This is a genomic window from Mucilaginibacter ginsenosidivorax, from assembly GCF_007971525.1.
Lineage (GTDB): Bacteria > Bacteroidota > Bacteroidia > Sphingobacteriales > Sphingobacteriaceae > Mucilaginibacter > Mucilaginibacter ginsenosidivorax.
Genome location: NZ_CP042437.1, coordinates 1609757 through 1631567, shown reverse-complemented (window position 1 = coordinate 1631567; position 21811 = coordinate 1609757). Strand labels below are relative to the sequence as shown.

General features: G+C 43.7%; 20 protein-coding genes. 8 read left to right on the top strand and 12 right to left on the bottom strand.

The window, feature by feature from the left end; all coding sequences use genetic code 11:
- Nucleotides 1-5: 5 nt before the first annotated feature.
- Complete coding sequence (locus FSB76_RS06725; protein ID WP_147052868.1) at nt 6-509, bottom strand: hypothetical protein; 504 nt, start codon at nt 507-509, stop codon at nt 6-8.
- Nucleotides 506-985, bottom strand: coding sequence for a sigma-70 RNA polymerase sigma factor region 4 domain-containing protein (locus FSB76_RS06720; RefSeq protein ID WP_147052867.1), 480 nt, complete (start codon nt 983-985; stop codon nt 506-508). The genes FSB76_RS06725 and FSB76_RS06720 overlap by 4 nt, the downstream gene beginning before the upstream one ends.
- Before the next feature lie 200 nt (nt 986-1185).
- Here FSB76_RS06720 and FSB76_RS06715 point away from each other — a divergent pair, with 200 nt between their 5' ends.
- Entirely contained in the window at nt 1186-1923 is a 738-nt protein-coding gene (locus tag FSB76_RS06715; RefSeq protein ID WP_147052866.1) for a hypothetical protein, read from the top strand.
- 7 nt (nt 1924-1930) lie between these two features.
- On the opposite strand, the gene FSB76_RS06710 is transcribed toward FSB76_RS06715, so the two are convergent.
- A complete protein-coding gene (locus FSB76_RS06710; RefSeq protein WP_147052865.1) occupies nt 1931-2413 on the bottom strand; it encodes a GNAT family N-acetyltransferase in 483 nt (160 codons plus the stop codon).
- A 155-nt stretch (nt 2414-2568) separates the two neighbouring features.
- Between FSB76_RS06710 and FSB76_RS06705 the strand changes: the two genes are divergently transcribed.
- Together FSB76_RS06705 and FSB76_RS06700 are read left to right on the top strand one after the other, a co-directional pair.
- Nucleotides 2569-3729 (top strand): acyltransferase family protein, encoded by a 1161-nt coding sequence (locus tag FSB76_RS06705; protein ID WP_147052864.1) that lies wholly within the window; start codon nt 2569-2571, stop codon nt 3727-3729.
- Nucleotides 3730-3890: 161 nt separating this feature from the next.
- Nucleotides 3891-4283, top strand: a complete 393-nt coding sequence (locus tag FSB76_RS06700) for a DoxX family protein (RefSeq protein ID WP_147052863.1) — start codon at nt 3891-3893, stop codon at nt 4281-4283.
- Nucleotides 4284-4356: 73 nt separating this feature from the next.
- Here FSB76_RS06700 and FSB76_RS06695 read toward each other — a convergent pair whose 3' ends face one another.
- From FSB76_RS06695 to FSB76_RS06685, 3 genes are all read right to left on the bottom strand, one after another.
- Nucleotides 4357-4923 carry a hypothetical protein gene (locus FSB76_RS06695; protein WP_147052862.1) on the bottom strand — a complete coding sequence of 189 codons (567 nt, stop codon included), beginning with the start codon at nt 4921-4923 and terminating at the stop codon, nt 4357-4359.
- Between the two features lie 30 nt (nt 4924-4953).
- A complete protein-coding gene (locus FSB76_RS06690) occupies nt 4954-5229 on the bottom strand; it encodes a DUF4342 domain-containing protein (RefSeq protein WP_147052861.1) in 276 nt (91 codons plus the stop codon).
- A gap of 120 nt (nt 5230-5349) precedes the next feature.
- A complete protein-coding gene (locus FSB76_RS06685; protein ID WP_147052860.1) occupies nt 5350-6255 on the bottom strand; it encodes a helix-turn-helix domain-containing protein in 906 nt (301 codons plus the stop codon).
- Nucleotides 6256-6476: 221 nt separating this feature from the next.
- Here FSB76_RS06685 and FSB76_RS06680 point away from each other — a divergent pair, with 221 nt between their 5' ends.
- Together FSB76_RS06680 and FSB76_RS06675 are read left to right on the top strand one after the other, a co-directional pair.
- A complete protein-coding gene (locus FSB76_RS06680; RefSeq protein ID WP_147052859.1) occupies nt 6477-8036 on the top strand; it encodes a DHA2 family efflux MFS transporter permease subunit in 1560 nt (519 codons plus the stop codon).
- Between the two features lie 98 nt (nt 8037-8134).
- On the top strand, nt 8135-8464 hold the full coding sequence (locus tag FSB76_RS06675) for a hypothetical protein (RefSeq protein WP_147052858.1): 330 nt from the start codon (nt 8135-8137) through the stop codon (nt 8462-8464).
- Between the two features lie 198 nt (nt 8465-8662).
- Here FSB76_RS06675 and FSB76_RS06670 read toward each other — a convergent pair whose 3' ends face one another.
- Nucleotides 8663-9973: a phosphatidylserine decarboxylase gene (locus tag FSB76_RS06670; RefSeq protein ID WP_147052857.1), complete on the bottom strand. Its 1311-nt coding sequence runs from the start codon at nt 9971-9973 to the stop codon at nt 8663-8665.
- A gap of 512 nt (nt 9974-10485) precedes the next feature.
- Here FSB76_RS06670 and FSB76_RS06665 point away from each other — a divergent pair.
- Nucleotides 10486-11253, top strand: coding sequence for a PLDc N-terminal domain-containing protein (locus FSB76_RS06665; protein WP_225976438.1), 768 nt, complete (start codon nt 10486-10488; stop codon nt 11251-11253).
- 416 nt (nt 11254-11669) lie between these two features.
- On the opposite strand, the gene FSB76_RS06660 is transcribed toward FSB76_RS06665, so the two are convergent.
- From FSB76_RS06660 to FSB76_RS06640, 5 genes are all read right to left on the bottom strand, one after another.
- Nucleotides 11670-12536 carry an aldose 1-epimerase family protein gene (locus FSB76_RS06660; protein WP_147052856.1) on the bottom strand — a complete coding sequence of 289 codons (867 nt, stop codon included), beginning with the start codon at nt 12534-12536 and terminating at the stop codon, nt 11670-11672.
- A 201-nt stretch (nt 12537-12737) separates the two neighbouring features.
- Nucleotides 12738-15185, bottom strand: a complete 2448-nt coding sequence (locus FSB76_RS06655) for a bifunctional YncE family protein/alkaline phosphatase family protein (protein ID WP_147052855.1) — start codon at nt 15183-15185, stop codon at nt 12738-12740.
- Between the two features lie 436 nt (nt 15186-15621).
- Nucleotides 15622-17103: a glycine--tRNA ligase gene (locus FSB76_RS06650; protein ID WP_147052854.1), complete on the bottom strand. Its 1482-nt coding sequence runs from the start codon at nt 17101-17103 to the stop codon at nt 15622-15624.
- Between the two features lie 665 nt (nt 17104-17768).
- Entirely contained in the window at nt 17769-18419 is a 651-nt protein-coding gene (locus FSB76_RS06645; protein ID WP_147052853.1) for a hypothetical protein, read from the bottom strand.
- Nucleotides 18420-18747: 328 nt separating this feature from the next.
- Nucleotides 18748-19920, bottom strand: coding sequence for a retropepsin-like aspartic protease (locus FSB76_RS06640; protein WP_147052852.1), 1173 nt, complete (start codon nt 19918-19920; stop codon nt 18748-18750).
- Nucleotides 19921-20094: 174 nt separating this feature from the next.
- Here FSB76_RS06640 and FSB76_RS06635 point away from each other — a divergent pair, with 174 nt between their 5' ends.
- Both FSB76_RS06635 and FSB76_RS06630 read left to right on the top strand, forming a co-directional pair.
- Nucleotides 20095-20763, top strand: coding sequence for a ferredoxin reductase domain-containing protein (locus tag FSB76_RS06635; protein WP_147052851.1), 669 nt, complete (start codon nt 20095-20097; stop codon nt 20761-20763).
- 297 nt (nt 20764-21060) lie between these two features.
- The gene (locus FSB76_RS06630) at nt 21061-21765 is read left to right on the top strand and encodes an ATP-binding cassette domain-containing protein (protein WP_147052850.1); all 705 of its coding nucleotides are present in this window, start codon (nt 21061-21063) and stop codon (nt 21763-21765) included.
- Nucleotides 21766-21811: the final 46 nt, after the last annotated feature.

Here is a 21811-nt window from a genome sequence, read left to right as displayed (position 1 = left end):
TGGTATTATTTTTTTACTTGTTTAAGCTCGGTTTTCAACTCCTGTATTTGTTGTTGTGCCTGTCTGTTCTCCAAATAAAAATAAATAGCGCAGCCTAAAAATATCTTACCCAGCACAAAAACAGCAGCAAAAACCCATTTCCAGTTTTTGTGTATTTTCATGTGACTCGATTCGGCTTCTACTTCTATATAATGATGTTTGTTGTTGTAATTTTTGTTGCCGTCAAATTCCTCTTCACTGTTTTGCCGGGCGTATTTTTCGGGTGGGGTGGCTTCGTGTAAAATAACGTCGTTTATTTCCTGCTCTATTTTATTCCAGGTATCGGCCGGCGGAGTAATTGCCATGTTTTGAGCTAAACGCTCCATATCCAGTTCCAATTGTAGCAAGGCTTCATTAACCTCCGGGAACATGGCTTTCATATACATTAGTTCTTTAACCTCATCCTCAGATGCAGCGCCCATTACAAAGGTTTCCAGTATCCCGCTCTCTATGTAATCCTCAATCCTCATTTACTGTTCCTGATAATCGTAAAACACTCCTTCAATATTTTCCTGATGTCGTTTTCAGACTTGTTTAATTCTGCTGCAACTTTACCAATGGTTTTGCCATGCCAGTGCAATCCACAAAAAACAAATTGTTGTTGGGCATTCATTTGTTGGATAAACTTGTTTGCGCCTGAAAACGGCTGTTGGTGTTGACTGTCGGCAATGTTGCATTCCCCGATACTTACAAAAATATCTGCCAGTTTTTTACGGGCCATCAGTTGCAGGCGGCAAAACGCATTTACGCCTGGTTTATAAAATTCATCAATCTGGCTTTGGGCGTCGGTAAAAACATCGATGAGGTATTGCTCGGCTTCTGATCGGTTTTTTACAACCTCAAATATATACCCCAATAGCATGGCCGCGTAGTTGTTGTACAGATTATGAACAGCTAATGATTTGCCCTCAACAACGGTTCCGGAAGATTGTAACTGTGTATTCAAAATCAAGTTTAAAGATTTCTGTTAAAAACCGACATCAAATATAATTACTTTTTTAAATTAAAAGTTAGTTTAAAAATTATCTTTTTTCAATAAAATGACTTTTAAGTATCTGAGGTATAATTATTTATAGTTAAATGTTAATTTTAGTTAAAATGCAATTTCGTTGCAGTTACAGATTGGATTTATGCTTATTTTTAAACATGCTTAAACATCTACTTTTATTACTACTGGGCGGCGTAATTCCGGCATTGGCCATTGGGCAAACTATCCAAACCGGGGTTGTATTTGAAAATAAAACACGTGTAACGCTGCAAGGCATCAGAATTGAAAACCAGGCCACTCATAAAGTTTTTATAACAGATAAAGGTGGCTCATTTACCATCGCAGGTAAAGTGGGAGAGGTGTTGGTGTTCAGTGGTAGTTTTTACAGGGCAGATACCGTGCTGTTGACCGACAATAAACCAATGGAAATTTTCCTGGTACCTGAACATAATATGCTTAAACAGGTTAATGTTACTGCAACCGAAGCCAAGCACACAGGCTCGTTCCAATCGCCCGATTATCATAATCAAACTGTGGTTTACCAGCCCGATGAAAAATATCCTCAATATTATAAAGGCGGCGTTGCCATAAGGTTACATTATTTTAAAAAGGATGAAAAACGAAAAGCTAAACAAGCCGCCTTTTTGAAGGATCAACAACAACAGGATGAGATAGCCAGGGTTTTTAATGCCGAAAATATGGCTAAGTACCTGCCCCTGAAAGGAAAGGATATGGATGATTTTCTGATCTTGTATACCCCATCAACCAAAAACTATTTTAGTGCTGCTTTTAACCTTGTTAGTTATTTGGATACCAGTTACAAAGCGTTTTTAAAGATCCCGGCAGATAAAAGAAATACCAATCTGAGCACTCCGCCCGTTTCAGGAAAGCAATAAGTTTAAGCTACAGGTTTCTGTACATAATATAGGTATCTACAAAGCCCAATTGCCGGTGCCTGAACCCGCCAGGAGTGGTCCCGATGATGGCGAAACCGTGTTTTTGCCAAAGCTTTACGGCTTTTTCATTAGTTGAAACCACAAAGTTAAATTGCATGCCGCGGTAACCCTGTTCTTTAGCTGTTTTAATAGAGTGCAGGCATAATAAACTGCCTATACCTTTGCCGCGGGTATCGGGATGCACCATATAGCCACAATTGGCAATGTGGCTGCCCAGGCCAGGCTGGTTGGGTTTTAATATATAAGTGCCCAGTATTTTGCCATCTTCTTCGGCAACAAAAGTTTCAATGGGGCTGCCAAACCAATATTTGTCTAAATCGGCCTTTGGGGTTTCAGGGTCAAATGCGTAGGTATCGCCGCGTTGTATAACGTTCGAGAATATTTCCCAAATTGAGTCGTAATCCTGTTTTGTAGCCGGCCTTATTTCCATGAGGATAAATGTTGATAGTTGTGATGCTTATTATGATGGCAAAAGTGCATTATTAGCCATTCAGATAAAAAAATAAAGGCAGATAATTTTACAGTATGCTGTAACAAGGGCGTAAAATTGCCGTCTGTTTCACAATATATTTTATCGAAAGCTTTATGCAAACAGAAACCGGTATCCCTGCGACAGCAAATGGCAACGGCCCCAAAATAGGTTATGTAGATAATTTAAAGGTAGTGCTTACCGTTTTGGTGATCATGCATCATGCATTTATTACCTATGGCGCGCCCGGAGGCTGGTATTTTAGCGAAAAAACCACGCTTAAGGCTGCGCTTATCCCTATGACTTTGTTTGTAGCTACCAACCAGGCGTTTTTCATGGGCTTCTTCTTTTTCCTTTCTGCATACTTTACCGAATCGTCATATAATAAAAAGGGCGCTTTGAAGTTTTTGGGCGACAGATTGAAACGTCTTGGTATCCCGCTCATATTTTATTCGTTTATACTTTCGCCGGTTTTAAGTTACCTTGTTTATAGATTTGCCCAGGGGAACAACATTACCTATCTGCAATTTCTGGGCGGCTTTCACCCCTGGATAAATTTTGGGGTGCTTTGGTTTGTAGCGGCTTTATTGTTATTCAGCGTGTTGTATGTTGTAGTAAGATTTTGGTTTGATAAAAAGCCAGGTGTAGTAAACCCAATGCCGCCAGGTGGCTGGAAAATTATTTTATTTACCATCGCGCTGGCACTTGCCAGCTACTTTACGCGGTGGCTTTTTCCCATCGGTTGGATCTTGAAACCGGTTGGTTTCCAGATAGGGCATTTTGCGCAGTATGTAGCTTTGTTTGCTTTGGGTATTATAGCTTCGCGGGGACGATGGCTGAATAATGTAAATTATCAATTGGGTAAAAAATTTGCCGTAATGGCGTTGATCATGATAGTAGTATTATTTCCTGTATTGTACGCCGTAGTAACTATCAGCAAAAGCCCTATCGAAACCCTCAATGGGCATGGCAACTGGCAATCATTAATGTATGCTGTTTGGGAGCAATTCACAGGTATTTTTATCATCGTTGCCCTGTTGGGGATAGCCTGCCAAACGTGGAACAATCAATCGGCTTTTTTTAAAAAGCTTTCCCGCCTAACTTTCTGCGTTTATATTTTTCACCCGCTGGTATTGATATCGTTATCGGTGTTGCTTAAACCATGGGCTGTCGATCCGGCCTTTAAGTTGTTAGTTGTTGCTCCAGGCGCTGTTGTTGGTTCATTTTTGCTGGCGGCGGTGTTAGTTAAGGTGCCGGGAGTAAAGGCCGTTGTGTAGGCAGATTTAACCTAAAAACCGTCAAGTAAAATGACTGTTGATTAATTCGATTCAACGGGCAGATAAAAATTGCTTTTTGCTGCCGCCGCAATTACCGGCCGGTAATATTTTATAGATGGAATGGTATTTGTATAGTTAATCAAAATTGTAAATAAACTACCGTGAAAGACGAAAACATAAAAACAGCCGCCCGGCTATTATTAGGCACAGGTTTAATATTTGCAGGTATCAGCCATCTTACATTTGCACGTAAAGATTTTAAAGCACAAGTGCCCGACTGGGTACCATTAAAAATAGACGATACCGTAGTGTACTCGGGTATTGCCGAAATAACATTAGGAGGCGCATTGGTGCTGGCCCCCAAAAAATACAAGGCTACTACAGGTAAAATAGCTGCCGCCTTCTTTACCGCTATATTCCCCGGCAATATCTCGCAATATGTAAACAAACGCAGCGCCTTTGGATTAGATACGGATGGTAAACGGTTTGCGAGGCTGTTTTTTCAGCCCGTGCTGGTGTACTGGGCGCTTAAAAGCACCGGTAATGTTAAATAGCTTCTTAGCTTTTTACCGAAGCATAAGGAGTAAATGCCTGTTTAATCTCGACACAGACAGATAACCGGTATGATTAGATAACCGTGGGTTTGTCATCTTGAACCTGGTGTCCTAAATCGATAAAAAACTGTTTTATTAACCTGTAGGCTTCGGCGTCCGCATTTATTTCTTCGGATGGTTGGATAGCCATGTATTCACAGCCAAGGCAAACGTTTAGTGTCGAGGTAATGTTGCCGTCCTTGTCATAGAATACCACCGCGTCGCGGTAAACAGGGGCACACATCCAATAGGGGATGTTAACAGCCGGGATATTCAATATCGTTATTAAGCGATCAACTTCAGCGGTCTGTCGTTTAAAAGTATTTGTTTTTATGGCTGATTGATGAAATTGCCCGTTTTCGTCAATAATACATTGTCCCACCTTATAATAAACATTGTTCAAATAGGCGTATCGTTCTTGTTCGTCGGTGCTGAGTCCTTCATTTTCGCTACGGATTTTAAGTGTATCAAGCTCAGCAGAGATTACATTTGATCTTAGTTGGTAATCACCTCCGCGCTGAAACGAATAGGTTTCAATATAGTCGAAACTGAAGCTGGTAACGTAATCTGGCGACGAAATATGGGGTGCAGGCATGTCCATTTTTTTTGTCGCCAAATTACGGTAGTTATTTTATATTTCTTCTTTTTCTTCGGCTTCCGGTTCTTTAGGTTCTTCCCGTTCAACAGTGATGGTACACTCGCCAACTAACGCGGCTACTGCGCCAACTGCCGCCAATACAGGCGCCAGGAAAATGCCCACCAGGCCCACCGCCAATGGGAAAGTCATTAGCTCTTTGCCTGAATGATCGGTTATAGTTATTTTTCTGATGTTGCCTTCGGCAATCAGGTCTTTTACTTTTTTAAGCAGGATGTCTCCGTTTATAGAGAATGATTCTTTTGTGGCCATGATAGGTGTTATTAATGGGTTAATTTTTAATAATAATTCAGCAAAACTTGCAGGTTGCGGTAATCTGTATTAATATACTTATGACGTTAACCAGTTCATTTTGTTACTGATAAAATATAATTAAACAATCAACGCCCTCGACACTCCTGGTGCCGCCCCTGTATGTTTTTTAAAAAAGTTGGTAAAATAGGCAGGTTCTTCAAAGCCAAGTCCATTGGCAATCTGGGCTATGGTCCAGTCGGTATGTTTCAGCAGGGCATGGGCTTCTTTCAAAATCCTCTCGCTAATGTGGTGGGTTGTTGTTTTTCCGGTTATCTCTTTTACAGACCGGTTTAAATGGTTTACATGCACAGCCAGGTTTTGGGCAAAATCGTTGGCAGTTTTCAGTTTAAGGTATTGCCCAGGCGAATCAATAGGAAACTGGCGCTCCAGGTGTTCTAAAAATAAACTGGTTATCCTTGCGGCCCCGCTCATGTTTTTTTCGGCAGTTTGTGGCGGCTGTATTTTCAACGCTTCATGCAGCATAATTTGAAGATAGCTGCGCAATAAATCGTATTTATTTGGATAGTCGGAATCCATCTCTTGCATCATTTTGTTAAGCACAGCTGATAGAAAGGCAAGTTGCGCATCGTCTAAAAAAAGAATGTGGTTGGTATCGGGCCTAAACAACGGGAAATTCCGGATGGCATGCTGATGCTCGTGCGATTCAATAAAGGCCTCGGTAAACAGGCAAAACCAGCCTGTTTGCTCCACGGAGTTTTGCTCCCATGACGATGGTACCAATGGGCCTGAAAATACCAGTGCCGGTCTGTCAATAATAACCTGGTTATCGGTGTAATGCATAATGCCGGTGCCTATTACAAGGGCTATCTTATAAAAATCCCGCCGCCCAAACGGAGATCGTTTAACGCAGCCCCTGCGCAAAAAAACGTTGAAATGCCCCTGCCCGGCATTGTTCATGCTAAAAGGATTGTTGGTTCCGTCGGGGTGGCGCTGGTAAAATTCCTGCAGGGTTTCTGTAAGCATATGTAAAGCTAAAGGGTTGCCTTTACTATTGCAAATTTGTGTTTGATTTTTATAGATTCAAAAGTCGCCAATTCGTGGTTGATTTGTCAATTTAAAGTAAGATTGTTCGCATTTAGCTATAAGTGCTTTTAATGTGTATTTGAATTTTATAATTATTTGATTGAATTCTATAAGCCGGTTTTTACAAGGTGCATCTACTTTTGTTTCAAAAAAAATGCCGTATGGAAACCGGTTTCAGAAAGTGGATCATCGTTATCACCATTATCACATCAACAATCATCGAACTTATTGATTCGACTATTGTAAACGTATCAATTAATACCATGAGCGGTAACCTGGGCTCCACTCTTGAGGATACAGCCTGGGTTATTACCTCGTACGCTATTGCCAACGTTATCATTATCCCGATGACCAGTTTCCTGGCGCAAACATTTGGCCGTAAGCAGTACTACATCGGGTCGATACTACTGTTTACGGCTGCATCGGTTATGTGTGGTTTCTCTACCAATTTATGGGAGTTAGTTATCTTCAGGTTTTTGCAGGGCATAGGCGGCGGGGCGTTGCTATCTACTTCACAATCTATTTTGTTTGATACATTTTCTGTTAAAGACAGGCCTATCGCCAGCGGTATTTTTAGCCTGGGTATCATCATAGGCCCTTCTATAGGCCCGGTGCTGGGAGGTTTTATTGTTGATAATTACCAATGGCAGTGGATTTTTTATGTTAACATCCCAATAGGCCTGGCGGCGGCATTTCTATCTTACATTTTTATAAAGGAAACACCCAGGCCGCCTGTTCAAAAGGCCATCGACTGGTGGGGCATCATATTATTGGTAATTGGCATAGGTGCTTTGCAGGTAGTTTTAGAGCGTGGTCAAACCGACGATTGGTTTGCCGCCAATTACATCATCGCCTTAAGTGTTATTGCCTTTATTAGCCTGTTCCTGTTAATATGGCGACAGTTGGTTATCGATAACCCGGTTATTAACCTGCGGGTACTTAAAAGCAGTACGCTTGCTATTTCGGCCGTCATGACATTTGTGCTGGGTTTTGGGCTGCTTAGTGCCTTGTTTGTTTTCCCGTTGTATACGCAGCGCATTATTGGCTATACTGCTTTCCAGACAGGAACTATCCTATTACCGGGGACGTTGATGGCTGCCATGATCTCGCCTTTTTTGGGTAAGATGATCCAGAGCGGCATCAGGCCGCAATACCTGATTATCTGCGGTTTTGGGTTGACGGCGGCTTTTGGTTACCTCATGTCGCGCAACAGCCTGCAATCCGGCGATGCCAATTTCCTGCTGCCGCTTATTTTCAGGGGTTTGGGGGCTGCTTTATTGATTGTGCCGCTTACTGCGCTGGCAGTGTCGGAGCTTAAGCCTGCCGACATACCCCAGGGGGCCGCTTTAAATAACATGATGCGGCAAATGGGCGGCTCATTCGGTATCGCACTCACCAATACGTATATTGCCCACCGTGAAGCTGCCAACCGGATGGCCCTGATAACCCACGTAACCGCTGCCGATGATTTAACTATACACCGCCAACAATCATACATCAGCAATTTTATGGCGCATGGTGCCAACTACCTACACGCCCTTGCCCAATCTATCGAGGCCCTGGAAAGGGTAGTGGTAAGGCAAACCTTTTTGCTGAGCTATATGGACGCGTTTTTGCTGCTGGCCATTTTAAATGCCTGCTGTATTCCGCTGGTTATCCTCACTATCAAAAAAAAGCAACAGGTTAAAGTTGGGAAAGTAGAAATTCCCGATGCCCACTAAAACCGCCCTCTTGCAACTCCTGTACCTGGTGCCTTGATTATGTTTTGCAAAAACACTGTCATTAAACTATCTTAGGCCATATAAATCCACAAAACCTTATGGAACCGATAAAAACCCAAAGGCCGACAGTAGGTTGGAAAGCGCAATTAGATGACGGCAGCGATTTTTTTACAGAAGAAGCTATTGCCGCAAGTGATGTTTTGCTGGATAATTACCTGGCCGCCCTGCAGGCTGCCACCAATGAAAGAACCATTTGGAAAGCTATCGAAACCGTTGTGAAAGGTTTTGACGAGTTAAATATTAAGCACGATTATTTTATTGAAACCATGGAGCGCGAAGACCTGGCCGAGTTTATCCAAAAGGCAGCCGAAGCAGCCGGATTGTTTTATGATGGCGACGTAACCGAAGAGTGGCGCGAGGAATGGTAGGCGTGATGTAAACATCATCAAAAATAGTACCCGCTATAGGGCTTAGGTTGTTAGTTTGAGCCGCTGGAAAGGGGAAATGATTTACGACCAGATATTGATTTTAACAACACTATCTCAGACCCATTAAAAGGGCGATCAAGTGAAAACACTGATCGCCTTTTTATTTATTCCGCGGGAAGTCTCCCTGTTATTAATTCATCATACAATAATAACAGAAGGCTCTCCATATCTGAAGTGAAATGAATTAACATCCTGATAGCTTGATGGTTCCTGGGCGTTTGCTACATCGGTGATAAACTTAAGGTCGTCAAGAGGTGGTTCAAAAAGCATAATAATATCAGATCCCCCAAAGGCAAAATAGCCAAACTCTTGTCCTTTATCTACTTGTTGCCCCTGCAGGGTATCTGTATACATGTTAACTGATGATACCTGGGCCATCCCGATAGGTATGGTAGCAACCAGCCCTACGTCAGATCCGCTTGTGCTGGTGTCAATTACCAATACGCCTCTGGCTTGGGTAAACTCATATCCGTCTTCGGCTGCATCGGGGGCATCAAACTGGTTATTGGTTATATTAACTGCAAGGTATACATTACCGGGTACCGCTACCAGGTCAAGGACGGTGCCGCTCACCGGTGTGTGAAAACGGTGATAGTCAAACGGGCTTAAAAAATAATGAACAAAAGTGCCGTTATAAAAATTACCGGCGTACTGGCTTCCCGCTTCGCCAAGTAAATCGTTGATATTGCCTATGGTATGCGTTTGCTTTAAGGTAACTGTTGTGAAATTTCCGTCGCTATCAATCACATTCCCGTCCTGGTCAATCTGGTAATATGCTTTAAAAGTACAATCGGCCGGCGAGCAGATGATGGTATTGTCATAAGGATTAGCAACCGGGCGCATAGGCGAGCCATCGGGTTGTGTTGAATTAAGTTGTCTGTAAAAAAAGGTGTTGAATGAAACCCAGTTAGGCGAGTCGTTAGCATAGTCGGGCAGGTTATATTCCGGATCGTTCCAGTAGGATTGAAGTGCTTCTGGTGTAAGCGAAGCGGGGGTATCTAAAAAACTACCCCAGGCCGTTGCGTATTGGTCAAGCCAGCCAGCAAACGTAAACTCATTAATGGAGCTTTGATAGTTTTGCAAGGTAACACCGGCGGCACCCTGGTCTACCAGCCAGTAAAATTGGCACAGGCGGTCATATATCTCCTGGCTATAGCCGTTTTGCCCTGGGGTATTTTCCCATGGATCATAAATGCCCGTGTTTTCGCTGGGTATTACTTCTGCAAAAAACGTAAGGTAGGTAATGTAATCGCCGGGGATGGTAGGCCACCCAAAGCCCGAGTATAAATCATTGAGTGCACTGTACAAATCAGGATCGAGGTTGTTAATAGCCAAATTATTTGCCGACACTAACGAGGCGGTTAGCGCGTTTGCAAAGTCGCTGTCATCATTGATCTGATTTTGAAGTTCCTGAATTACATCGTAAGAGGTTGCGGTTAATGTGCTCATAATACTGTTTTTGATAGTAGGTTTATGTAAAATGGTTATACTAATGTATGAACTATTTTTAATTAATAATAAACAAAAAGAATATTATTTTACTACGTTAATAAACTGTATTTATCAGATTATCAACATATGTTAAAAAAGATTATTGATATAAATAAATTGTATGGTTTGTGAATTTAATATTAAAAAATAGACAGGGGTAGCAGATTTTGTGATATCACCTGCTGCTGTCGCTTATATTCCGTAGGCGGGTTGCCAAATTGAAATCCGGCTTTGTTTACGCTTTTGAATCTTTCAGCCATTCGTGATTACAGCATTACCGCGAGCGTTGTTCATATTAGTTTGGCATCGGGCACAGTAATGGCGGGTCGCCTAAAATTAACTGCAACGGGCATTATTTATAAACATGAGGGCTGAAAGCAAAAAAGCATTATTTTAACTTAAAATGATGCCGGTAAACGCTGCAATTTTTTATTTTTGATGGTAACTACAACTCTAATACCTTTTGCAATATGAATATGCTTTTTGGCGGCGGCAGCTATTATTATTTGGTACTTATTTTAGAAGCCTTTTGTATTATTCATTGCCTGCGTAGGGGTACTCAACAACAATGGCTTTGGATACTTATTGTTATCCCTGTTTTGGGTTGCCTTATTTATATTTATAAAGAAATTTTAACCAACCGCCATTCCATCCGTATGCCTAAAGTGGACGTTGGCGCTGTGCTTAACCCCGGTGTAAAACTAAAACGGCTGGAAGATGAGCTGCGCTTTACTGATACCTTTGCAAACAAAGTAAAGCTGGCCGATGCGTACCTGGAGGCAGGTTTTACCGATAAAGCTGTGGAGATATACCAGGCCAGCCTAACGGGTGCCTTTGCCGAGAATGAACATGTGCTTGCCCAATTAATTATTGCCTATTACGAGCAGCAGCGTTACCAGGAGATTATCCCGTTAGCGCAGAAAATTTATAAACTACCCCAGTTTGCCCGCTCAAAAGCGCATATGAAGTACGCAGAAGCCCTGGAAAACACGGGTCAGGCTGATTTAGCCGAAAAGGAATTTAAGGCGATGAAGGGCCGCTACTCGTACTTTGAGCCCCGTTACCAGTACGGGTTGTTCCTGATAAGGCAAAACCGCGCAGATGATGCCTACCAGGTTTTTGCCGATATCCTGAACGAAGAACGCCAGCTAAGCGCCATGGAACGCAAAACCAATAAAGTTTGGTTTGCCAAAACCAAGGATGAGCTGAAGAAACTGGCGACGCAAAAGACGGCGTGATGGTAAGACTGTCATCTTGAGCTATAAAATTTTGCGAAACTTTAAAGGGGAAATAACATTCAAAGATAAAAGACTGTCATCCTGAGTGACCATCAGGATGATCCTGAAAAAGAGGGCATGACACGCAACGAAATATAGTTAAACGAATGTTCTAAACTACCGTCATTGCGAGGTACGAAGCAATCCAGAACTATGTGGGACTTAGCATGTAGGGGATTGCTTCGTACCTCGCAATGACGGTAGTTTTATATTGACAATCAGTTACTTATAAATATGTTATTATAAGGAAAGAAAGATCTGTTCGCGAACTTTTCTATCGGTCATACACAGCTGATAGATCCTTCGTACCTCAGGATGACAGGTAAATTGAATATGTCATGGGTATGAACGAAGTAATGATGATTTATACCCCCCCCCTAAAAACTTACAAAAAATGGCGCTTCAAAAACATGGCCGGGGCTAAGTTTTTGGATAGCTTCTTTGTGTTTAATGTCTTTTTGCTCGCCTGCGGTATCAGCGCAGCCTAACCAGGGCTCGATGCATACAAAATCGGCACCGGGTTTGGCCCAGATACCCAGGTAGCTAAAGTGGGGGAACTCAACCGATAGCGTTTGGCCGTGCTTGTCGCTTTTTATGGTTACCATCCTCGATTTTAACTCTTTAAACACCAGGGCATCGGCATTAAATAAATCGCGGGTTAATTGCAGCCTGTTTTTGGGCGTGGCTACCGGGTGACTTTCGCCATTAAAAAAACCATCGGCAGATAGTAGTTCTGTTTCCAGGTGTTCATCTGTTTCAAATTCAATGTAATAATCCTCGTATTTCTCGCCTTTGTTAAATGGAACGTTAAACGCCGGGTGGGCACCAACAGAAAAGTAGATTGTTTTTTTATCAAGGTTAATTACCTTGTAAGTTATCCTGAGGGCGTTATCTATCAACGTATACAGTACCTGGTAATCAAACTTAAAGGGGTATGCCTTTAACGTATTATCGCAATAAGGTAAGGAAAAGCTTGCCGAAACATCACCGGCATCTAATGTTATAAACTCCGATTGCCTGGCAAAGCCATGGCGGCCCATGGGATACTTGCTGCCATCAACCACCAGGTGGTTATCAATTAAGCCACCTACTACAGGGAATAAGTTGGGTGCATGCCAGGGCCAAATGGCGGCATCGGCCTGCCAAAGGTGTTCAACACCGGTTGCCTTATCAATTAATGAACTTAACTGCGCACCTTTGGTATCGATGCTTGCCTTCAGGTATTCGTTTTCGATGGTAATCATAACAATTAGAATTTGACAGAACCCGAAGTTAGGGATTTGTTTGAATTTCAGGAATTACTTCAAAGTTAGATTTTCTAATTTCAATTAATTCATATTTCCTTCACATAGTTAATGCTGTAATGAAGGATAGTCTTGAGTCGAAAGTTTTAAGTCAAAAGATAAATTAACTTTCGACTTAGTGCTTAGGACTAAGTACTTAAACTAATCATCATCTTCTTCTTTCTTTGGCTCCAATATCACAAAAGCGCTCCGTTTGGGCGCGGGCATAACCGCGCTTTCGCCTTTAACAAATTTCCAGATCACTTCATTCAAATCGATATCCGGTGCGGCATCTTCCCTGGCCAGGTTAAACAATTCCGACCGGCGGCTGCTCTCATTTACCGCAACGTTGCGCTGCTCCAGGTCAACCTGTGGGGCTTTGGCCACGTATGGGCTAAAGTCTGCTTTGCTGGTAAAGCAATCATATAACGGCATGGCGGCTGCATCGTACTGGCTCATGGGCGGCAGGCCTAATATCAGCTCGATGGTGCGTAAAACGCCCGAAGTGGAGTACATGCCATGTACCACCGTGTTGCGCTTTACATACGGCCCGGCAACAAATACCGGCGAGCGGTGCGCATCCACATGGTCGGGCCCGTTTTGGGCGTCATCCTCTAAAATAAATACGACCGACTCTTTCCAGATAGGGCTTTTTGAAAGATATTCAATAAACTGCCCTATTGCCTGGTCATTATCGCCAACAGCCGCTATGGGCGATAGGGCACCTTTACGCTGCCCGCTGGTATGGTCGTTCCCAATCCTCACGCTGTTAAAACGTGGCACAGCGTTAATAGCCAGTAATGAATCGAAATCGTGTTTCCAGATCTCTACGCGTTTAATATCCTTCACATTGAGGTCAAAACCCGGCGACTGCGTGCAGTAATGCCCCTCTAACGACTTAAGGCTGGCCTTGCCCGGGTTGCCATCGGTAACAAATTCGCCGTAGGTGCGGTAGCTTACACCGGCCCGTTTGCAGTAATCCCATATAAAGCCATCGCGGGGGTAGGCTGTTTTGCGGGTGCCCTCGTAGTCGTAATTACCACCACGGCTACCATAGCTGGTTGGCCATGTTTTCTCTACAAAATCGGTAGCGTAGGCGGCGTTGCTCCAGTTGTGTCCGTCCGCACTTACTTCTGCGTCTACATAAAAGTTATCAAGCAGTACAAACTCGCTGGCAATGGCGTGGTGGTTGGGCGTTACTTTTTTATCAAAAATACACAGCGAAGTATCGCCGTTGCCCTGCGGCATATCACCCAAAACCTGGTCGTAAGTGCGGTTTTCTTTAATAATATAAAACACATGCTTAATAGGCGATTTTTCGCCCATGCGGCGGGGGATAGGGTTGCCCTCTTCGCCCGGTGCCGTTTTGGCTATTTTATTGTTAAAAGGCGTGTTGGCATACACCTGTTTGGTATAGGCCTTAAGCTCATTTACCGATGGGGCGTTTATAAACGACAGTGCGCCTTTAAATAAGCCGCCAATGTATTGTTCCCTGCTATTGATAGCCCCCTTTTGATAGCCGCTGTTATCGGCCTTTTTTACAGGCTGCGGGCCTTTTGGGTTGGCCATTGATGTAAAACCTTTGCCGTTGGCAACCAGTATTTTTTTACCAAGCGTTTTAACGTTGGTAGGATACCAGCCTACAGGGATAAAGCCCATGCTATGGGCAGCCCCGGGTTTGCTTACATCAAACACGGCCAGGCAGTTGTTATCGGCATTGGCTATGTACAACGTTTTTTCATCGGCCGATAAGGCCAGGCCGTTGGTAGTTGAGCCGGTAAGATGGGTAGGGTATAAGGCTGTTGAAATAGTTTCAAGCGCCCTGTGTGTTGCCGTGTTTATTACCGATACCGAGTTGTCATTGGCGTTGGCTACAAACAGCAGGCTGCCTTTTTTATTCAGCAGCAATTCGTTAGGGTTGCTGCCTGTTTTAATAGTTTTAAGCGTTTGGGTAGCTACATCGTAAATACCAAGCTGGCCGCATCCCCATAAAGAAATATAAAGCGTTTTTTCATTTGGCGATAAGACGCAGCTATAACCCTCCGATGGCAGCTTAAGCCGTTGTAATGTTTTACCATCGTTAGGGTTAACCGTATAAAGTGTGCTATCCTCTTTAGTAACCACATACAGCCTGGTGTCGCTTTTATTGACAGCTATGCCACTCGGCGATACCTTGTCTTTGGGCCATGATTTTGGCGCCAGCTTAATAGTATCGGGTTTGCCCAGCTTAGTACCGGTTATATTAAAAACATAGATCAGGTTATCGTTACCGCCCGACGCGTAAAGTTTTTTCTCGTCTTTGCTAAAAGTAAGCCCGTACCATGATTTGGCTACCACCTTTTCATCCAGCAGCTTCTCGTTTTTTGGGTCGATAAGCTGGATGGACTGGGTACTTTGCCCGTTGTTGGTAACCGCCAGCAGCTTGCCCGAGGCCGATAGCTGGATGTTGAGCGGCAAATCGCCAAGTGGGAGGGATGTGCCTGCCGGGCTAAGCTTCCAGCCGTTGGGTAATAAAACCTGCCCTGTTTGGGCTATTTTGCCCGGTGTTTGGGCAAATGATGTAACTGACGATGCTAAAATAGCTAAGCCGATGAGTAGCTTTTGTTTCATAACCGGATGATTGTACATCAAAACTAAACAATCAAACGGTTATGATGTGTTACTTAACAAAAACATAATATGTAAGATTATTGCTATAATGAGCCGAAGCGGGGGCTATGTGCATGCGACAGCTGCAGAAGACTCACCCCGACATCGCTACGCTCGTCACCCCTCTCTCCGCTTCGCGCATAGAGGGGACAGAAAGTTTTGTTTTTCTTCCTCAACCCTCTTTGCGGCCTTAGCCGGAGAGAGGGTGGTCCAGCGAAGCGTAGACCGGGTGAGTCGTAGCCAGCGTTTTAATGAGGCGGTTTATCAGATTGCTAGTGCGCAAAGCAATCTCGTAGATGCACACATTCGCTCTGTACAGCTAAGAGATTGCCACGCTGCGCTCGCAATGACATGGTCAATATTTATTTTTCTCCTTTTAAAGAATTAACAAAGAGGGTTACTTCAGCAAATTTTTCCAGCTTACCTGGTCGCCGATGATTTTTTCCAGGTCGGCGCTGGCTACGCGTTCCTGGGCCATGGTATCGCGGTAGCGGATGGTTACGGTATCGTCCTCTAAACTCTGGTGATCTACCGTGATACAGAAAGGTGTACCTATCGCGTCCTGGCGGCGGTAGCGCTTGCCAATGGCATCTTTTTCTTCGTACTGTATGTTAAAGTCAAGCTTCAGGCGGTCCATAATTTCGCGGGCTTTCTCGGGCAAACCATCTTTTTTGGTAAGCGGGAAAATAGCGGCTTTAACTGGTGCAAGGCAAGGATGCAGGTGCAGCACGGTGCGGCTGTCCTGTTTCTCTTCGGTGCTCAGGTCTTCTTCTTCAAAAGCGTTTATCATGGTAAGCAGGAACATCCTGTCTAACCCTATCGAAGTTTCAATTACGTAAGGCACATAGTTGCCATAAGGTTTGCCTGTTTCAGGATCAACCTCGGGGTCAAAGTATTGCATCTTTTTGTTCGAGAATTTTTCGTGCTGGCTTAAATCAAAATCGGTACGGCTGTGTATGCCCTCTACTTCTTTAAATCCAAACGGAAACTCAAACTCAATATCAAAAGCGGCATCGGCATAATGGGCCAGTTTTACGTGTTCGTGGTAACGGTATTTGGCGGCATCGGTTCCCAGGGCAAGGTGCCATTTTAAACGGGCAGCTTTCCATTTTTCAAACCATTCCTTTTGCGTGCCAGGGCGTACAAAGTATTGCATCTCCATTTGTTCAAACTCGCGCATGCGGATAATGAACTGGCGGGCAATAACCTCGTTACGGAAAGCCTTACCTATTTGCGCTATACCGAAAGGAATTTTCATCCTGCCCGATTTTTGCACATTCAGGTAGTTCACAAAAATACCCTGCGCGGTTTCCGGGCGAAGGTAAATCAGGTCGGCATCATCGGCTACGGCGCCCATTTGGGTGCTAAACATCAGGTTAAACTGGCGTACATCTGTCCAGTTGCGGGTACCGCTTACCGGGCAGGCAATTTCGTGCTCAATAATCAGTTCTTTAAGGCGGGGCAGGTCCTCGTTTTTAAGGGCCTCGTCCATATCGTGCTGTAACTGCTCGGCTTTATCGGTTTTACCGTCTTTATCGTAACGGTCAATCTTATCCTCCAAAAGCTGATCGGCGCGGTAACGCTTCTTCGAATCCTTGTTATCAATCATCGGATCGCTGAAACCATCAACGTGGCCGCTGGCTTTCCAAATTTTGGGGTGCATAAATATGGCGCTATCAATACCAACAATGTTGTCATGCATTTGCACCATGGCTTTCCACCAGTAGGTTTTAATGTTGTTCTTCAGCTCGGCACCATTTTGGCCGTAATCGTAAACAGCGCTTAAACCATCATAAATTTCGCTGGATGGGAAAACAAAGCCATACTCCTTGGCATGCGATATAACATTTTTAAAAAGTTCGTCGGTTGATTTGCTCATAATAGCTGCAAAGATACAATTTAGGCGGAAAGGTAAAAGGTTAAAGGCGAAAGGTAAAAAGCATACTAATTTTTACCCTCGCCCGTAGGTTTAAACAAGCCGCAAATCAAAATAAATCCGAAATCGAAATTCCCACATCCGAAATAACAATGGCGTTCCCTGCGGGTCAGGCCATACACTCATACGCGCACAAAGCCTTAGGCGCGGGCCGGTATCCGTTTCTGTCCTTAACGCAAAACCCGGGAGCGATAAGGCCGTCCGTCCGCACAGTTGTCCTCACTCTATTTCGGACAAAAGCGGACGGGCATCGTTTGATGACTATTTTTTAATGCTTTTCTTTATTTTAAAGAAATTTCTGTATATTTGTAATGGGTCTGCTCTGTTTAAAAAAGCATTAAAAACTGTCCGCTTCCGTCCGATACTGTCCTACACCTGTGGGCGGACGGACACCACAACAGCCCCACACAAACTTGTCCGCCCTGTCCGACATGTACCGGGACACCAAAGCGGACGGACAAAAACACAACCAACCACATAAGCACACCAGATAGCATGCACCCGCCCGCTTTCCCCACTTTATATAAATTTAAGGTAAGGAGAGGTATTTTATAAAAACGCGGTTTTTATTAATTGAAGGGCAATAAAAAAATAAGGGCAGTAAAAAATCAGGGTAAACTGCTCAATATACTCTTTAACATATTTTTTGCTGTACCTCTTTGGGTAATTAATTGAATCGATATGCCAAAAAGGTAAAATGCCAAAAAAAATAAAATACCAATATATTGATGGTCTTTTATTAAAGCTATTGAAAGGGCAATAAATATAAGTAGTTGTACTGTTAAACTTGTGTAATAACTAAAGGTTACCAAAACCTCATCTCCCGATACGCTAAGCTCAAACTTTCCTCCATCCAACCGTGCTGTGGCTTCGTGCCTCCATCTTAATTTCCAGGTACTGTCATTGAATTCAACAATACTACTGGTTAAGTTAGTAATCCTATAGTCGTTGCCCTCTAACAGGGATACTATTTTGTCAACTACAACTCGAGGGGCAACATGCGTAGCTTGTGTTAGTTTGAACTTTATTTTCATTGCGATAAGTGCCGGTAAATTTACTAAAGTGCAAGCAATAATACGCGGCTGTTTGGTTGATTGATTGCCTGCGTAATAAAGCCTACTGCCAATGGCAGTGTAAATACCCTTGCCCCTAAACTTAAACGATGGTTGCCCTTTTTGGGTGTCCGTCCGCAAGGGGGAACAGGACAAAAACGGACAGGGGCGGACAGGCAAATTTTTGGCAAAACTGGTTTTAACCATACCCGTCCGGATTTGTCCGTTAAAGAGTGGCACACCTGGACGGACGGACAGCCATTTTTAATTAACGGAAGTTTGCGTTAAGGACAGAAACGGATACCGGCCTGCGAATAAGTTAAGAGAAAATAGAAGGTAAAAATAATATCGAACACTGAATTTCGAATATCCAACACCGAAGTTTTTCCTTCATTATTCGAAATTGGATATTCGGTGTTCGATATTAAATCAACTTTAACTCCATAATTAATTGGGATACCGGCCCGTGAATAAGGCCTGTGCAGTATGAGTGTATGGCCTTGCACACACTTATACCGGTGTGGGCAACGCCCGGCTACTCCTTCACTATTTGTACATTGCGTAGCTGGCCGCCGGCATCTTTTATGGTTATGGTGCCTGTTTCATAACCGGCAAGGGGCGGTTTGTTATTTAACATATCGCACAGGCTCACTTCCGAATAATCTTTGCCGTTAATAGCGGTAATCTGTTCGCCGGGCTTAACCAGGCTTGCGCCTTTTTGCCATACCACACCAACTACCAGTTTGTTGCCCTGCATAGTGGGAGAAAAGGGCCAATGCTTTTCGGCGAGATTGGTGGTTTCCGTACGGGGATCAAAGTAAAACTTGCCATGTATAAAATCGAGGGTGACGTTACCATAATCCAACAGTTTAGTGCCAAAGGCCGAATTGCCGGTTTTGTTGGTTTCGGCAGTTATATTATCAAAACGGGCGCGGCCTATGTTTAGCGATGCAACGCCCACCAGGAATTTATCGGCATTGGCCTGCAAACCAAACGCTCCAATCTGGCTGGCACCATAACCTTTATCAACTACCTGGCAGGCGTTTAGCTTACTAAGTTGGTTCATGTAATCGTCGGTGAAGCGCATAAATGCGCTTTGGCCACTGTCAAAAGCCATAAACGCGCTTACCTTATTTATAAATACCTTTATAACCGGGTCGCTTTGGTGGTTGTTATTGGCATCAAGCACCAGCGGTACGCTATACTTTTTGTTCAAGATCAGTTTGTCGGGCTCGTCTGTAATAATAATCACCTGCCTGTCGGCTACTATACTTACAATTGAATTGCGAAGCATATTGCTGCCCACCACCCCCTCAACATTCCAGCACTTATACATATCTGGCAGTAACACAAGCGCCGGGATGCCGCTAAAGATTACATCGCCCAGCCTGATATCATCAATGCCGACGATGGTGGTGGAGTCGGCCGCACCATTGGCATCGTTTATTACACCAACATGCATGGTTTTGGCATTTATTTGGGCCGCAAGTTGTTTGCTTAATGCTACGGGTGCCCCGGTATCAAACAAAAAGCGGTGTTTGCTGCCACCCAGTTCAACAGTTACCACCAGTTTGCCATAAATGTTTTGATAAGGCAGTTCGGTATAATAGTTTTTAACGGTTGGGCCACCCTGGTTAAACGTAAACGTTTGTGCAAATGCCGATGCGCCGGTAAGGATAAATGCCAGCGTAAAAATGAGTTTGTTCATAGTTGTTAATAAGGATAGTGTTTGGGATGCAACTTAAAATATTATATCGGCAGAAACAATATTTTAACATATTTTAAGCTAATTGACATAATGTTGGCGCAGTGTAAGCTTATACATAAGGGAAAACCAAATGGCAAAAAAAACTATTTACAGTAGTGTTAAAAACATAAAGCCATGGAAACCTCAGTAAAAATCATATCAACCCGGTATGTAACCCATAATGTAAAACAGTTCAGGCTTGAGAAACCTGCGGGTTTTACTTTTACACCGGGGCAGGCCACTGAACTCTCTGTAAACCAACCCGGCTGGAAAGACAAGAAAAACCCCTTTACCTTCACCGGCCTTATTACCGACCCTTACCTGGAGTTTACCATTAAAATATACCCGGATAGTGCCGAAGGCGTAACCAACCAGTTAAGTAAATTAGCCGTAGGCGACCACCTGATATTGCGCGATGCCTGGGGCGCTATTGAATACAAAGGCCCCGGTTACTTTATAGCGGGTGGCGCAGGCATTACCCCGTTTATTGCCATTTTAAGAGATTTGAACCAGAAAGGAAAAATGGCAGGCAATAAGCTGTTTTTTAGTAATAAAACTGATAAGGATATTATTTTGGCCGATGAACTGAAAAGCATGCTTGGCCCCGATGCTGTATTTTTAATAAGCAGCCAAAAGGATAGCGTTTATGACACCCGCCGTATAGATGAAGCCTTTTTAAAGGCGGAAGTAAGCGATTTTACCAAACACTTTTACGTTTGTGGCCCCGATGCGATGGTGGAGCAAATTAACGGTATTTTAACCAGCATGGGTGCAGATGCTGATTCGGTGGTGTTTGAGCGGTAGGTTGATGGATGATGGTTCATGGCCCCAGTGAAGTTTAAAACTATTGCCTCCTTCCTGCCATCTTGCGCCAATGACTAATGACCATCCACCAATGAACTAATAAACTAATGAACTAATGAACCAATGAACAATCCGTCCAAAGTGTTGGTCACCTCCAGACGGACGGACACCCAAAAAATCCTAATTGAAATACCCGGTTCCGGTAAAACCATGAACCATGATCTATGAACCATGAACAGCTAACAAATTCTTCCCTCTAATATCTCAAATCTCATATCTAACATCTATTTTTACCGCATGAGTATCCGGGTAGAAGCATTGACAAAAGTTTACGGCGAGCAAAAGGCAGTTGATAGCATCAGCTTTACTGCCCAAACAGGTGTGCTGGGTTTTTTGGGGCCTAACGGAGCCGGTAAATCAACCACCATGAAGATACTTACCGGCTTTATACCCCAAACATCGGGCTCGGCATCGGTTTGCGGGTTCGATGTGGTAACGCAATCGTTAGATGTGCGCAGGCATATTGGCTACCTGCCCGAGAGCAACCCGCTATACCTGGATATGTACGTGAAGGAATCATTGGCCTTTATTGCAGGCATCCACAAAATGGCCCAACCCGAAGCCCGCATTGCCGGAGTGATTGAGCAAACCGGCCTTGGCCCCGAGCAGCATAAAAAAATTGGGCAGCTATCTAAAGGTTACCGGCAGCGTGTTGGCCTTGCTCAGGCTATATTGCACAACCCCGATGTGCTTATTTTAGATGAGCCCACCTCGGGGCTGGATCCTAACCAGCTGATAGGCATCCGCCAGTTAATTACCGATTTGGGCAAAACCAAAACCATCATCCTATCTACCCATATTATGCAGGAGGTAGAAGCAGTGTGTGATAAGGTGATTATTATTAATAAAGGTAAAATAGTTGCCGATGATACACTGCAGGGTTTGCGGGCCGGTAACAACAATAAAACGCTCGAGAAAATTTTTATCAGCCTTACCAATTAAATGGCTTAAATATTTCTTTATTTTTGCGGGCTAATCAAACCTTATA

Coding starts and splice junctions, on each gene's coding strand:
- FSB76_RS06725 (WP_147052868.1), bottom strand. CDS start 509: ATGAGGATTGAGGATTACATAGAGAGCGGGATACTGGAAACCTTTGTA.
- FSB76_RS06715 (WP_147052866.1), top strand. CDS start 1,186: ATGCTTAAACATCTACTTTTATTACTACTGGGCGGCGTAATTCCGGCA.
- FSB76_RS06710 (WP_147052865.1), bottom strand. CDS start 2,413: ATGGAAATAAGGCCGGCTACAAAACAGGATTACGACTCAATTTGGGAA.
- FSB76_RS06705 (WP_147052864.1), top strand. CDS start 2,569: ATGCAAACAGAAACCGGTATCCCTGCGACAGCAAATGGCAACGGCCCC.
- FSB76_RS06695 (WP_147052862.1), bottom strand. CDS start 4,923: ATGGACATGCCTGCACCCCATATTTCGTCGCCAGATTACGTTACCAGC.
- FSB76_RS06690 (WP_147052861.1), bottom strand. CDS start 5,229: ATGGCCACAAAAGAATCATTCTCTATAAACGGAGACATCCTGCTTAAA.
- FSB76_RS06685 (WP_147052860.1), bottom strand. CDS start 6,255: ATGCTTACAGAAACCCTGCAGGAATTTTACCAGCGCCACCCCGACGGA.
- FSB76_RS06680 (WP_147052859.1), top strand. CDS start 6,477: ATGGAAACCGGTTTCAGAAAGTGGATCATCGTTATCACCATTATCACA.
- FSB76_RS06675 (WP_147052858.1), top strand. CDS start 8,135: ATGGAACCGATAAAAACCCAAAGGCCGACAGTAGGTTGGAAAGCGCAA.
- FSB76_RS06670 (WP_147052857.1), bottom strand. CDS start 9,973: ATGAGCACATTAACCGCAACCTCTTACGATGTAATTCAGGAACTTCAA.
- FSB76_RS06665 (WP_225976438.1), top strand. CDS start 10,486: ATGAATATGCTTTTTGGCGGCGGCAGCTATTATTATTTGGTACTTATT.
- FSB76_RS06660 (WP_147052856.1), bottom strand. CDS start 12,536: ATGATTACCATCGAAAACGAATACCTGAAGGCAAGCATCGATACCAAA.
- FSB76_RS06655 (WP_147052855.1), bottom strand. CDS start 15,185: ATGAAACAAAAGCTACTCATCGGCTTAGCTATTTTAGCATCGTCAGTT.
- FSB76_RS06650 (WP_147052854.1), bottom strand. CDS start 17,103: ATGAGCAAATCAACCGACGAACTTTTTAAAAATGTTATATCGCATGCC.
- FSB76_RS06645 (WP_147052853.1), bottom strand. CDS start 18,419: ATGGTTAAAACCAGTTTTGCCAAAAATTTGCCTGTCCGCCCCTGTCCG.
- FSB76_RS06640 (WP_147052852.1), bottom strand. CDS start 19,920: ATGAACAAACTCATTTTTACGCTGGCATTTATCCTTACCGGCGCATCG.
- FSB76_RS06635 (WP_147052851.1), top strand. CDS start 20,095: ATGGAAACCTCAGTAAAAATCATATCAACCCGGTATGTAACCCATAAT.
- FSB76_RS06630 (WP_147052850.1), top strand. CDS start 21,061: ATGAGTATCCGGGTAGAAGCATTGACAAAAGTTTACGGCGAGCAAAAG.